We start from the raw sequence: 12,329 nt of genomic DNA on the forward strand, positions 1-12,329 counted from the left end.
ACGGCGTGAGCCCGGTCATCGGGGACGTCCGCGCCGTTTGGTGTCATGGGGGCGCGTAGGTGATGCTTGGGGCGTGTCAACGGAGACTTTGAGCGCGGTGGGCGGAGCGGCCGAGCTGCGCGCCTTCCTGCACGGACTGCCCGGCGTGGACCAGGTCGGCGCCGACGAGCGGGCGGCCCGGCTGGCGACCCGGTCCATCAAGACCTCGGCCAAGGCGCAGGCGATCGACCTGGCCATCTCGATGGTGGACCTGACCACCCTGGAGGGCGCGGACACGCCGGGGAAGGTGCGGGCGCTGTGCGCCAAGGGCGTCAACCCCGACCCCGGCGACCCCGATGTGCCGAAGGTGGCGGCGATCTGCGTGTACCCCGATCTCGCCGGGGTCGCCGCCGAGGCGCTCAAGGGCACGGGGATCGGCGTCGCGGCCGTCGCCACCTCGTTCCCGTCCGGGCGGGCGCCGCTGGAGGCCAAGCTGGCCGACACCCGCGCGGCCGTCCGGGCGGGGGCGACCGAGATCGACATGGTGATCGACCGGGGCGCGTTCCTGGCCGGCGACTACCTGAAGGTGTACGAGGAGATCGTCGCGGTCAAGGAGGCGTGCGGCGACGCCCACCTCAAGGTGATCTTCGAGACCGGCGAGCTGGTCACCTACGACAACGTGCGGCGGGCGTCCTGGCTGGCGATGCGGGCCGGGGCGGACTTCATCAAGACCTCGACGGGGAAGGTGGCGCCGGCCGCGACCCTGCCGGTGACCCTGGTCATGCTGGAGGCGGTGCGCGACTTCCGCGACCAGACGGGACGCCAGGTGGGCGTCAAGCCCGCCGGCGGGATCCGCACCACCAAGGACGCGATCAAGTACCTGGTGCTGGTCAACGAGACCGCGGGCCCGGACTGGCTGACCCCCGAGCACTTCAGGCTCGGCGCGTCCAGCCTCCTGAACGACCTGCTGATGCAGCGCCGCAAGCTGGCCACCGGCGCCTACTCCGGCCCCGACTACTTCACGCTCGACTGACCGGGGGACCCATGGACTTCCAGTACGCACCGGCCCCCGAGTCACGTGCCGTCGTCGACATCCGGCCCTCGTACGGGCTGTTCATCGGCGGCGAGTTCGTCGATGGCCACGGCGAGCCGTTCAAGAGCATCGACCCGTCCAACGAGGAGCCGCTGGCCGAGATCGCCTGCGCGGACGCGGCCGACGTCGACCGCGCGGTGGCCGCCGCCCGTGCCGCCTACGACGGCGTCTGGGGGACGATGCCGGGCCGCGAGCGGGCCAAGTACCTCTACCGGATCGCCCGGATCGTCCAGGAGCGCTCGCGCGAGCTGGCCGTCCTGGAGTCGATCGACAACGGCAAGCCGATCCGCGAGTCGCGGGACGTGGACCTGCCGCTGGTGGCCGCCCATTTCTTCTACTACGCGGGCTGGGCCGACAAGCTCGGCCACGCGGGGTTCGGACCGGACCCGCGGCCCCTGGGCGTGGCCGGTCAGGTCATCCCGTGGAACTTCCCCCTGCTGATGCTGGCCTGGAAGATCGCCCCGGCGCTGGCGTGCGGCAACACGGTGGTGCTCAAGCCGGCCGAGACGACGCCGCTGACCGCGCTGGCGTTCGCCGAGATCTGCCGGCAGGCGGACCTGCCCCCGGGCGTGGTCAACATCGTCACCGGCGCGGGCGACACCGGCCGGGCGCTGGTGGAGCACGACGGCGTCGACAAGGTCGCGTTCACCGGGTCCACCGAGGTGGGACGGCAGATCGCGCGGGCGGTGGCGGGCACGCGCAAGAAGCTGACGCTGGAGCTGGGCGGCAAGGCCGCCAACGTGATCTTCGAGGACGCGGCGCTGGACCAGGCGGTCGAGGGCGTGGTCAACGGGATCTTCTTCAACCAGGGACATGTGTGCTGCGCGGGCTCGCGGCTGCTCGTCCAGGAGTCGGTGGCCGACGAGCTCCTCGACCGGCTCAAGCGGCGCATGACCACGCTGCGCGTCGGCGACCCCCTCGACAAGAACACCGATGTGGGCGCGATCAACTCGGCCGAGCAGCTCGCGAAGATCCGCGCGCTGTCGGAGATCGGCGAGCGGGAGGGCGCCACGCGCTGGTCGCCGCCGTGCGAGCTGCCGCAACGCGGGTTCTGGTTCGTGCCCACCGTGTTCACCGGGGTCGCGCAGTCGCACCGGATCGCACGCGAGGAGATCTTCGGGCCGGTGCTGTCGGTGCTGACGTTCCGCACGCCCGCCGAGGCGGTGGAGAAGGCCAACAACACCCCCTACGGGCTGTCGGCCGGGGTCTGGACGGAGAAGGGCTCCCGCATCCTGTGGATGGCCGAGCGGCTGCGCGCGGGCGTGGTCTGGGCCAACACGTTCAACAAGTTCGACCCCGCGTCGCCGTTCGGCGGCTACAAGGAGTCGGGGTTCGGCCGCGAGGGCGGCCGGCACGGTCTGGAGGCGTACCTGAATGTCTGAGCGGAACCGGCTGGCCGTGCGCAAGACCTACAAGCTGTTCATCGGGGGCGCGTTCCCCCGGTCCGAGTCCGGCAGGTCGTACGTGGTGAACGACGCCAAGGGACGGTTCCTGGCGAACGCGTCCCAGGCGTCCCGCAAGGACCTGCGGGACGCCGTCACGGCCGCGCGCAAGGCGTTCGGCGGCTGGTCGCGGCGCACCCCCTACAACCGCGGCCAGATCCTCTACCGCGTCGCCGAGATGCTGGAGGGACGGCACGCGCAGTTCGTCGACGAGCTGCGCGCCGCGGGCCTCCAGAAGAACGCGGCGGTCGCGGAGGTCGACGAGGCCATCGACCGCTGGGTCTGGTACGCGGGCTGGGCCGACAAGCTCGCCGCGGTCACGGGCGCGGCCAACCCGGTCGCGGGCCCGTTCTTCGACTTCTCCACGCCCGAGCCCACCGGGGTCGTCGGGATCGCGGCGCCCGACTCGCCGCTGCTCGGCCTGGTGTCGGTGGTGGCGCCGGTGATCGTGTCCGGCAACACCTGCGTGGTGGTGGCCTCCGAGCCGGCGCCGCTGCCCGCGATCACGCTCGCGGAGGTGCTGGCGACCTCCGACCTTCCGGGCGGGGTGGTGAACCTGCTCACCGGGCGACGTGACGAACTCCTGCCCTGGCTTGCCTCGCACATGGACGTCAACGCGCTGGATCTCGCGGGCGTCCCCGAAGACCGGGTGCGCGAGCTGGAGGAGGCCGCCGCGGAGAACCTCAAGCGCGTACTGCGTCCCGGCGCGGCCGCCGGAAACGGCGGCGTGGCAGGGGCTGCGGGCGCGCGCGACGACTGGACGGGCGATCCCGGAACGGCGCGGATGACCGCGTTCCTGGAGGTCAAGACGGTCTGGCATCCGGTGGGCGTCTGATCCTCGATCGGCGGAAAGTGTGTAGACCGTCACGATCTGTGGAATAGTCTCCCCGTAACTGATCATCACGGGGGGGAAGATCAGTGCCGACACAGAGGACATCGCGTACGGCGTCGGGCCGAGGAACGGCGGCGCGTACGACGGGCACCAAGAAGGCCAGGAAGACCACGAGTGCCGCGCAGACGGCGACGGCGCCGCGGACCACCGTCCGCCGGAGCACCGGCACCTCGTCCAAATCCACGGGCACGACCAGGCGCGCGAGCACGTCCAGCCGGTCCGGCACGAGCCGGTCCAGCACGAGCAGGTCCAGGACCGGCACGAGCCGCTCCGGGACGAGCCGGACGTCCGCGGCGCAGAGCCGTAGCTCCAAGGCGGCGGCCACCAAGGTCACCAAAGCGGCCAGCGAGGCCAAGTCGGCCGCCACCAAGATGAGGTCGGTGGCGACCAAGGCGACCTCCTCGGCCAAGGCCATGACGGCCATGACGAAGGCCATGACCACCGCCACCAAGGCGATGACCGACGCGTCACGGGCGATGAACGCCGCGGCCAAGGCCATCACCACGTCCGCTCCCGCCACCGGGCGGAGCACAAGGAGCACCACGTCCCGTTCAGGTGGGACGCGGGGCACGTCCAGAAGCACCGGGACGCGCGGCACGACATCGCGCGGCACGACCTCACGCGCTCGCAGTACCGGCACGCGCGCTCGCAGCACGGGCACACGGAGCACGGGCACACGGAGCACGGCGTCACGCAGCACGAGTTCGCGCAGCGGCACGCGCAGTTCGGGGACGCGCAGCACGTCTGGCACAGGCGGCTCCGGGGCGAGAAGTCCTGGCTCTCGAAGCATCACGGCGAGATCCAGTCCGCCCCGGAGGACCACCGCACGCGCCGAGTCCGCGGCGCCGTCGTCCGAGATGCCGGCGCCCATGGTCGAGCCCAAGACGGACCCCAGGACGGACCCCAGGACGAACATGGAGGCGATGCGGCCCTCGGGCGGCGCCGGTTTCCTCTCGTCTCTCACCAGCAGGCGCGACGAGTCCTGAGCGCGGGAACCGGCGGCGAAGCCCGTCCACAACCGTGGACGGGGGCGGGGCTTCGCCGGACATGCCCTTGATCGGCGCGGAGGCACGGCCGCACGGCGAGGCCGAAGGCCACCTCCGGTAGGAACACCCGCGGGGCGGCATGGGGGACTACGGGCGGCGACTCCGGTTCGGCCACTATCTCGATCCGGACGCCGGGACGGAGCCGGTGACCACCGCTCAGCGCGCGGACCGGCTGGGCCTGGACCTGCTCGGGATCGCCGACCGTCCGTACGACGGCCGGTGCCTGGACGCGCCCGCCCTGATGGCGACCGTGCTGGCCGCCGCCAGGCGGATCCGCGTGTTCCCGGCCGTGGCCTGCCTGCCGCTGCGCCCGCCCGTTGTGCTCGCCAAGACGATCGCGTCGCTGGACGTGCTGAGCGGCGGCCGGGTCGAGCTCGGCCTCGGCTGCGGCACGGCTCCGGACGGCGTCCGGTCGTTCGGTGGACGGCCCCTGCCCGCCGCCGGCGCGCGCGCCGCGCTGGAGGAGGCGGTGCTGGTCGTCCGGTCGATGTGGGACGGCGGCAACGGCATCCATTTCAGGGGCGAGCACTACCGGGTGGACGGGGCGAGGCCGGGTCCCGCACCGGCGCACCCGATCGGCGTGTGGCTCGGGGTGACCGGGCCGCGCTCGCTGGCCCTGGCCGGGCGGATCGCCGACGGCTGGATCGCGATGTCGTCGCGGGTCCCGCCCGCGCGGCTGCCGGACGCGCAGCGCCGGATCGACGAGGCCGCCCTCGAGGCGGGACGCGACCCGGCGGAGATCCGCCGCGTCTACGTGCTGAACGGCTCCATCGACCGCGGCGCGGCACGGCGGTCGGCGCCGCGCGGCCTGCTGAACGGCGACCCGCCCGCTGGGTGGACGAGATCGCCGAACTGGCCGTCGGGTACGGCGTGGACTCGTTCCTGTACGGGGGCGACCCCGCCGGCCTGGAGGTGTTCGCCCTGGAGATCGTCCCGGAGGTGCGGGAGACCGTCGGGCGCGAGCGCGCGAGGTTGTGAGCCGCGCTCACATGCGCTCGGGCGTGGGCACGCCCAGCAGGCCGAGGCCGGTCTCCAGCGTGCGCAGCGTCGCCGCGGCCAGCGCCAGCCGGGACGCCCTCGTCTCCTCGTCCGGGGCCTTCAGCACCGGGCAGTTCTCGTAGAACGCCGTGTACGCCGAGGCCAGATCGAAGATGTAGCCCGCGAGCCGGTGCGGTTCGGCGGTCGCGCCCGCCTGCTCCAGCACCGCGCCGAAGCCCAGCAGGTGCAGGGCCAGCGCCCGCTCGGCCTCGTGCCCGAGCACGATCGGGCCGTGCGCCTCCTCGGGCCGCAGCCCGCCCCTGCGGAAGATCGACCGGATCCGGGCGACGGCGTACTGGAGGTACGGGCCGGTGTTCCCGCGGAAGGCGATCATCCGGTCGAAGTCGAAGACGTACTCGCTGTCGCGGGCCGTCGACAGGTCGGCGTACTTGACCGCGCCGATCCCGACCGCCTCCACGATCGCGGCCCGCTCCTCCTCGCCGAGCGACTCCTCGCGTTCGATCTTGTCGTACTCCACCCCGGCCCGCTCGACGGCCTCGTCCAGCAGCTCGCTCAGCTTGACCGTGCCGCCGGCCCGGGTGCGCAGGATCTTGCGGTCGGTGCCCAGCACGTTGCCGATCTCGGCGTGCTCGGCCGACACCTCGTCGGGCAGCCAGCCGGCCATCCGCGCCACCGCGAACACCATCTGGAAGTGCAGCGACTGCGGCGCGCCCACCACGTAGACCATCCGGTTGACCCGCTCGGTCTCGACCCGGTACTTCACGGTGGCCAGATCGGTGGTGGAGTAGTTGTAGCCGCCGTCGCTCTTGCGCAGGATCACCGGGAGCGGCTCCCCGTCGCGGCCCTTGAACCCGGGCGGGAACACGCACAGCGCGCCGTCGCTGATCACCGCGATGCCGCGGGACTCCAGCTCCTCGGTGATCGGGCCGAGCATGTCGTTGTAAAAGCTCTCGCCCTTGATGTCGGCGTCGGTGAGGGTGATCCGCAGCCGCCGGTAGACGGAGTTGAAGTACCGCTTGGAGACGTCCACCAGCAGGTTCCAGAGCCGCAGCGTCTCGGGGTCGCCGGACTGAAGTGCTACCACCCGCCGCCTCGACCGGTCGGCGAACTCCTCGTCGGAGTCGAACTTCCGGCGGGCGGCCTGGTAGAACGCGGTCAGGTCGCTGACGGACGAGTCGTCCCGCGCGGCGGCCTCCTCGCCGAGGTCGAGCAGGTGCTCGATGAGCATGCCGAACGGGGTGCCCCAGTCGCCGATGTGGTTGTCCCTGATCACCTCGTGGCCCAGGAACTCCAGGATCCGGGCGATCGCGTCGCCCACGATCGTCGTCCGCAGATGCCCGACGTGCATCTCCTTGGCGACGTTGGGCGAGGAGTACTCCACCACGACCCTCTGGGGGGCCTCGGTGGGGGGCACGTCCAGCCGCTCCTCCTCCAGGACCCGCCGGGCCTGCTCCGCGATCCACTCGTCCTTGAGGGTCAGGTTGATGAAGCCGGGCCCGCTGACCTCGACACCGGAGGCCACGTCGGCGACGTCCAGCCTGGCCACGATCTCGTTCGCCACCTCGCGCGGCGCGCGGCCCAGCCTCTTGGCCAGCGGCAGCGCCACGTTGGCCTGGAGGTCGGCGAACTGCGACGGCCGGATGACCGGGTCGGTGTCCGCGTACGACGGTCCGAAGGCGGCGGCCAGCGCGGCCTGGACCCGGGCGGCGAGTACGAGTTGCGGATCGGGCATGTGCCAAGGTTATCGGCGCCGCGGCAGCGGACCGGACACATTCGCCAGGGAGGTGATCAGCGCTCCCGGGGCTCGTCCTCGGCCGCCTCCGGCGCCGTGTCGGGATCGGAGCCGCGCTCCCGCTCCTCCTTGTCGCGGCCCGTCAGGCGGCCGAGCCTGGACGGGGTGCGCAGGGCGCCGACCTGCTCGCGGATCCGGTCCACGATCCGCCCCGCCACCAGTTCCTCGGCGAGCAGGCAGGCGGAGGTGATCGCGCGGGCCCTGGACGCCCCGTGCGCGATGACCACCGTCCCGTTCAGGCCGAGCAGCACCCCGCCGCCGTAGGTCTCGGCGTCCAGCCGCTCCCTCAGCTCCAGCAGCCGGCGGCGCTGGAACAGCGTCCCGAACCTGGCGGCCCGGCTGCCGGACATGGTTCGCCGCAGCTCCTCCAGGGCCGCGCGGGCGGCGCCCTCCATGGTCTTCAGCGCCACGTTGCCGGTGAAGCCGTCGGCGACCACCACGTCCACCGCGCCGCTCAGCAGGTCGTGGCCCTCGACGTTCCCGGCGAACTCGATGCCCTGCTGCCCGCCGGACAGCAGCTCGTACGCCCGCCTGGTGGCCTTGTTGCCCTTGCCCGCCTCGGCGCCGATGTTCAGCAGGCCCACCCGCGGCCTGGGCAGTCCCAGCAGGATCTGCGCGTACGCGGTGCCCACGGCGGCGAACTGCACCAGCGTCTCGGGCTTCACGTCCACGGTGGCGCCGGAGTCCAGCAGCACGGTCGGGCGGGGCCGCGTGGGCAGGGTCACCGCGATCGCGGGACGCATCACACCCTGCTGCCCCTTGAGCCGCAGCCGCGCGGTCGCCACCACGCCCGCCGTCGTCCCGGCCGAGACCAGCGCCGACGCCCGCCCCTGCCTGATCAGGCGGCAGGCGATGGCGATGGACGAGCGCGGCTTGCGCCAGCCCGCCAGGGCGCCCTCGCCCATGTCCAGCGCCTCGTCGGCGTGCGCGATCGGGATCTCGCCGGCCGCCCCGTGGCGCTCCAGCTCGGCGCGGATCCGCGGGGCGCGCCCGACCAGCACCAGCCGGGCGCCGTGCTCGCGGACGGCCGCCACCGCCCCGGCGATGACCTCCCCGGGGGCGTGGTCGCCGCCCATGGTGTCCACCGCCACGGGCGCGAGCCGTCCGGCGGCCGTGGCGGGCACGGCCTGCTCGGTACGGTGCGGCGCCGGGCGCGGGCGCCCGCCCGTGCCGGTCATGGCGACTCCAGGTGGGTGAAAGGACGCGATGTGCCGGATGACGGCGGTTCATCGCATGCTAGGCGGTCCCTTCACCCGCCCCGACCGGCGGGTTGTGCTCGGGCGGGCGGGCGACGGCGTTCCGGGCGCGGTCAGCCCGTCTCGCGGCGGCAGTCGGCGCCGAGGCAGCGGGCGTTCTCCACCACCGGCCGGCCGTCGATCAGGATCGTGAAGTGGTGCGTCTTGGTCCTGTCCTCGCCGGTGCCGATGACCTGGACGTCGCGCCGGTCGGTGGTCGTGCCCTTGCAGCCGGCGCGCAGCCTCAGCTTGGTCCAGCCCTCGATGTCGGTGCACTGCAACGCCGAGGCCAGGGAGACGCCGCGGCCGCGCAGCTCCTCGGTGGCGTTGGCGGCCAGCGCGTTGCGCAGCGCCGTCTGGGTCGGGTAGCGCAGTTCCTTGGAGTCGGTCAGCAGGAAGAAGGCGGTGGCGGCTATCGCCCCGGCCAGGCCGGTCGCGCCCGCCGCCACCACGCGTGTGCGGGTGATCTTCACAAGCCGTTTCGTCGCCACGGAGACGGGGCGGTATGCGGGACGTGCCCAGGTTTTCCGTTCCTCCGGGCAAGTCCTTGCCCGGAGGCGGGCGCCGGGGGCGGTCCGGCCGCGGGCTCATCCCAGCACCCCGGCGACGGCGTCGGCGATCGCGTCCGGCCGGTCGAGCTGGAGCATGTGCCTGGCCCCCGGCAGCTCGACCTGCCGTCCGCGCGGGCTCATCGCGGCCAGCAGGCGGTGCCCCCGTGACCACTCCCGTCCCCGGCCGGTGTCCTGGACGTCGCCGAGCGCCGTCAGCACGATCAGCGGGATCGGGGGGAACGGCCGCCGCTCGCGCAGCGCGGCCAGGTCGGCCGCCATCTCCCGGTAGGCGAACTCCTCGGCCACGATGGTGCCGAGCACGGTGCCGCGTCCGTACACGTCCCGGACCAGGCCCTTCGGTACGGTGTCGTCCCGGTCGCTGGTGAAGCCGAGGACGACGCGCCGTCCGGCGGGACCCGCCAGGCGGGCGAGCCGCGTCAGGTCGAGGACGGCCGCGAGTGCCCTGGTCAGCGGGTGCAGCACGGCCGCCACCCGGGGCCGTCCGCGCGGGGCGTGCTCGTAGCTCGGATCGACGAGCACCATCGCGTTCACCAGCTTGGGATGCGCCCTGGCCAGCGCCTCGGCGGCGAACGCCCCCATGGAATGGGCCAGCACGGTGACCGGCGGGCCGGCGTCCTCCGCCAGCCCGGCCATGATCCGTACATCGCGGCGCAGGCTCGGCGGCGCCTGCCCGGCGGGGCTCAGCCCCAGTCCGGGCCGGTCGTAGATCAGCACGCGGTGCGCGTCCCGCAGGAGCGCCACCGACGGGTCCCAGTCGAACCACGCGCCGCCGAGCCCCGAGGTGATCAGCAGCGGGGGGCCGTCGCGGCGGCCGGTGTCGATCAGGTCGACCCGCTCGCCCGCCGCCTCGGCGAGCGTCGAGGTGTATCCGGTCCCGGTCATCGTGCCGCTCCTCGCCGTACCCGGAGTGCCGTACCCGTAGTGCCGCCGCCGTTCGCCGCGACCAGGGCGGACCCTGTACGGCGGGCCCCAGCATAGGCACACTGGGACGCGGAGAACGCCTCACATCCCGTAACCGCCAGGACCTGGGACGGGGACCCGCACCGCCGTTCGTCCGATTTGTCAGATCTGCTGGTGACCAGCATCTTTGTTGTGGCATGCGGGTAGATATTCGTTATAGGGATGTTTGAACCGCTTCAAGGGGGGTGTGCCGGGCCACAGCCATCACTATCCGTTATGTCCACGCGCCCGGCCCCTCCGGGCGCGACTCCCCGCTGACGTCAAGGAGACCCAACACGTGACACTGGTGAACGACGCGGCTCCCGCCCTGCGATCCTCCGGTCGTAATTTCCGCGCCTTCACGGCGAAGCACCTCGACGAGCTGACCGCCCGCGCGGGTCTGAGCGCGCGGGAACGGTTGGAGATCCGGGCGGTCGCGACGGTGCTGCCGTTCCGGACCAACGCCTACGTCGTCGAGGAGCTGATCGACTGGTCGGCCGCTCCCGACGACCCGATCTACCGGCTGGTGTTCCCCAGTGCGGACATGCTCCCGGAGGCCGATGTCGCCCGGCTCTGCGACCTGCTGCGCCGCGAGGCGCCCAAGGCAGAGATCGAGGCCGCCGCGCACCAGGTGCGGATGCGGCTCAACCCCCACCCGGCCGGGCAGATGGAGCTGAACATCCCCAGCTTCGGCGACGGCAAGGTCCCCGGGCTCCAGCACAAGTACGACGAGACCGTGCTGTACTTCCCCAAGCAGGGCCAGACCTGCCACGCCTACTGCACCTACTGCTTCCGCTGGGCGCAGTTCGTCGGCGAGCCCGATCTGAAGATGGCCGGGGACGACTCCGGCCGGCTGCGGGACTACCTGCTGGCCCATCCCCAGGTGACCAGCGTCCTGTTCACCGGTGGCGACGCCATGATCATGGGTGAGCCGGTGCTGCGGCGCTACATCGAGCCGCTGCTGGAACTGGAGCAGCTCGAGTCGATCAGGATCGGCACCAAGGCGCTGGCCTACTGGCCGGCCAAGTTCGTCACCGACCCCGACGCCGAGGCCATGCTGCGCCTGTTCGAGCAGGTCGTGGAGTCCGGCAAGAACCTGGCCTTCCAAGCCCACTTCACCCATCCGCGCGAGCTGGAGCCGCTGGCGGTCACCGAGGCGGTGCGGCGCATCCGCGGCACCGGCGCGGTCATCCGCACCCAGGCGCCGCTGATCCGCACCATCAACGACGACCCCGCGGTGTGGAACACCATGTGGCGCGCGCAGACCAGGATGGGCTTGGTCCCGTACTACATGTTCGTGGAGCGCGACACCGGCCCCCAGGACTATTTCGCCGTCCCGCTGGCCCGCGCGTACGAGATCTTCCGGGACGCCTTCGCGGGCATCTCCGGCCTGTCCCGCACCGTCCGCGGCCCGTCCATGTCCGCCACCCCCGGCAAGGTGTGCGTGGACGGGGTGGTGGAGGTGGCCGGGCAGAAGGTGTTCGCGCTGCACTTCATCCAGTGCCGCGATCCCGAGCTGGTCGGCAGGCCCTTCTTCGCCGAGTACGACCCCACCGCCGTGTGGCTGGACGATCTCAAACCCGCCTTCGCCGACCGCTTCCCCTGGCAATAGCGTCCCCTGGCAACGGCGACGTCCCGGGTGGGGGCGCTCCTCCCCACCCGGGTCCGCTGCCCGGCGGGCGCCTGCCCTGACAGACGCCTGCGAGCGATCTGGCAGAACGGCCCGGCAGCCTGGCGGCATGATGTTCACCGAAGTGTTCGTCCCCAAAGGCCGCCTCACCGCCGACCGCCGCCGCAGGCTCGCCCAGGGGTTCATGGGCTGCATGACAGGGGCCGGAGAAGAGATGGACGAGCGGCAGGCCGCCGTCTTCGCGTCCCAGTTCCACGTGGTGCTGCACGAGCCCGAGACCTGGGTCGTGGGCTCGGACCTCGCCGGCGACCCGCCTCCGTACCTGGTCCGCGTCCACGTCCCCGGGCCTTGGCGCAAGGACACCAGCGAGTACGTCATCACGACGTTCACCCGGCTGATCGTCGAGGAGGACCCCGGAGCGGCCGTCCAGGTGCACGTCCTGGGCGTCGCCGACGGGAGCATGGGCGTGCGCGGCGAGGTCAAGACCTCCACCGGGCTCGTGGAGATGATGAACGACCCCCTGCGCCAGGACCTGGCCGAGGGCCGGGCGGTCGTCGACCCGATCTGCGACATGATCGTCATGCTGGACAAGGCCCCGACCCTGGAGTGGGAGGGCACGCTGTACGGGTTCTGCTGCGAGGACTGCCGTACGGAGTTCGTCAAGAGGCAGGAGAAGAAGGCCGCCCGTGCCGCTAGCGCCTGAACGGGTG

General features: G+C 72.3%; 11 protein-coding genes and 1 pseudogene. 7 read left to right on the forward strand and 5 right to left on the reverse strand.

What is annotated here, in order from left to right; genetic code table 11:
- Positions 1-73 precede the first annotated feature (73 nt).
- The 3 genes from deoC to QSK21_RS17020 are packed head-to-tail and all read left to right on the forward strand — an operon-like array spanning position 74 to position 3,349.
- Positions 74-1,012: a deoxyribose-phosphate aldolase gene (deoC, locus tag QSK21_RS17010; protein WP_285696887.1), complete on the forward strand. Its 939-nt coding sequence runs from the start codon at positions 74-76 to the stop codon at positions 1,010-1,012.
- A gap of 11 nt (positions 1,013-1,023) precedes the next feature.
- Positions 1,024-2,454 (forward strand): aldehyde dehydrogenase family protein, encoded by a 1,431-nt coding sequence (locus tag QSK21_RS17015; RefSeq protein WP_285696889.1) that lies wholly within the window; start codon positions 1,024-1,026, stop codon positions 2,452-2,454.
- Complete coding sequence (locus QSK21_RS17020) at positions 2,447-3,349, forward strand: aldehyde dehydrogenase family protein (protein ID WP_285696890.1); 903 nt, start codon at positions 2,447-2,449, stop codon at positions 3,347-3,349. The genes QSK21_RS17015 and QSK21_RS17020 overlap by 8 nt, the downstream gene beginning before the upstream one ends.
- Here QSK21_RS17020 and QSK21_RS17025 read toward each other — a convergent pair.
- On the reverse strand, positions 3,318-4,277 hold the full coding sequence (locus tag QSK21_RS17025) for a hypothetical protein (protein ID WP_285696891.1): 960 nt from the start codon (positions 4,275-4,277) through the stop codon (positions 3,318-3,320). The genes QSK21_RS17020 and QSK21_RS17025 overlap by 32 nt on opposite strands.
- Before the next feature lie 254 nt (positions 4,278-4,531).
- Between QSK21_RS17025 and QSK21_RS36130 the strand changes: the two are divergent.
- Both QSK21_RS36130 and QSK21_RS17035 read left to right on the forward strand, forming a co-directional pair.
- Positions 4,532-5,161: pseudogene (locus QSK21_RS36130) on the forward strand (LLM class flavin-dependent oxidoreductase); the annotation flags it as partial.
- Between the two features lie 125 nt (positions 5,162-5,286).
- A complete protein-coding gene (locus QSK21_RS17035) occupies positions 5,287-5,430 on the forward strand; it encodes a hypothetical protein (protein WP_285696895.1) in 144 nt (47 codons plus the stop codon).
- Between the two features lie 7 nt (positions 5,431-5,437).
- On the opposite strand, the gene argS is transcribed toward QSK21_RS17035, so the two are convergent.
- From argS to QSK21_RS17055, 4 genes are all read right to left on the reverse strand, one after another.
- Positions 5,438-7,183: an arginine--tRNA ligase gene (gene argS, locus QSK21_RS17040; RefSeq protein WP_285696897.1), complete on the reverse strand. Its 1,746-nt coding sequence runs from the start codon at positions 7,181-7,183 to the stop codon at positions 5,438-5,440.
- A gap of 56 nt (positions 7,184-7,239) precedes the next feature.
- Positions 7,240-8,421 (reverse strand): phosphate acyltransferase PlsX, encoded by a 1,182-nt coding sequence (gene plsX / locus QSK21_RS17045; RefSeq protein WP_285696898.1) that lies wholly within the window; start codon positions 8,419-8,421, stop codon positions 7,240-7,242.
- A gap of 131 nt (positions 8,422-8,552) precedes the next feature.
- Positions 8,553-8,951, reverse strand: a complete 399-nt coding sequence (locus tag QSK21_RS17050) for a hypothetical protein (protein WP_285696900.1) — start codon at positions 8,949-8,951, stop codon at positions 8,553-8,555.
- Positions 8,952-9,065: 114 nt separating this feature from the next.
- Entirely contained in the window at positions 9,066-9,932 is an 867-nt protein-coding gene (locus QSK21_RS17055) for an alpha/beta fold hydrolase (RefSeq protein ID WP_285696902.1), read from the reverse strand.
- A gap of 355 nt (positions 9,933-10,287) precedes the next feature.
- Between QSK21_RS17055 and QSK21_RS17060 the strand changes: the two genes are divergently transcribed.
- Positions 10,288-11,601, forward strand: a complete 1,314-nt coding sequence (locus tag QSK21_RS17060) for a KamA family radical SAM protein (protein WP_285696903.1) — start codon at positions 10,288-10,290, stop codon at positions 11,599-11,601.
- Between the two features lie 127 nt (positions 11,602-11,728).
- Positions 11,729-12,322, forward strand: coding sequence for a YHS domain protein (locus QSK21_RS17065; protein ID WP_285696905.1), 594 nt, complete (start codon positions 11,729-11,731; stop codon positions 12,320-12,322).
- Positions 12,323-12,329 lie beyond the last annotated feature (7 nt).

The organism is Actinomadura sp. NBRC 104412 (genome assembly GCF_030269515.1).
Taxonomy (GTDB): domain Bacteria; phylum Actinomycetota; class Actinomycetes; order Streptosporangiales; family Streptosporangiaceae; genus Spirillospora.

What these genes read in the sequence shown, in the direction of transcription:
- QSK21_RS17015 (WP_285696889.1), top strand. Translation starts at nt 1,024, where the DNA reads ATGGACTTCCAGTACGCACCGGCCCCCGAGTCACGTGCCGTCGTCGAC.
- QSK21_RS17020 (WP_285696890.1), top strand. Translation starts at nt 2,447, where the DNA reads ATGTCTGAGCGGAACCGGCTGGCCGTGCGCAAGACCTACAAGCTGTTC.
- QSK21_RS17025 (WP_285696891.1), bottom strand. Translation starts at nt 4,277, where the DNA reads ATGGGCGCCGGCATCTCGGACGACGGCGCCGCGGACTCGGCGCGTGCG.
- argS (WP_285696897.1), bottom strand. Translation starts at nt 7,183, where the DNA reads ATGCCCGATCCGCAACTCGTACTCGCCGCCCGGGTCCAGGCCGCGCTG.
- plsX (WP_285696898.1), bottom strand. Translation starts at nt 8,421, where the DNA reads ATGACCGGCACGGGCGGGCGCCCGCGCCCGGCGCCGCACCGTACCGAG.
- QSK21_RS17055 (WP_285696902.1), bottom strand. Translation starts at nt 9,932, where the DNA reads ATGACCGGGACCGGATACACCTCGACGCTCGCCGAGGCGGCGGGCGAG.
- QSK21_RS17065 (WP_285696905.1), top strand. Translation starts at nt 11,729, where the DNA reads ATGATGTTCACCGAAGTGTTCGTCCCCAAAGGCCGCCTCACCGCCGAC.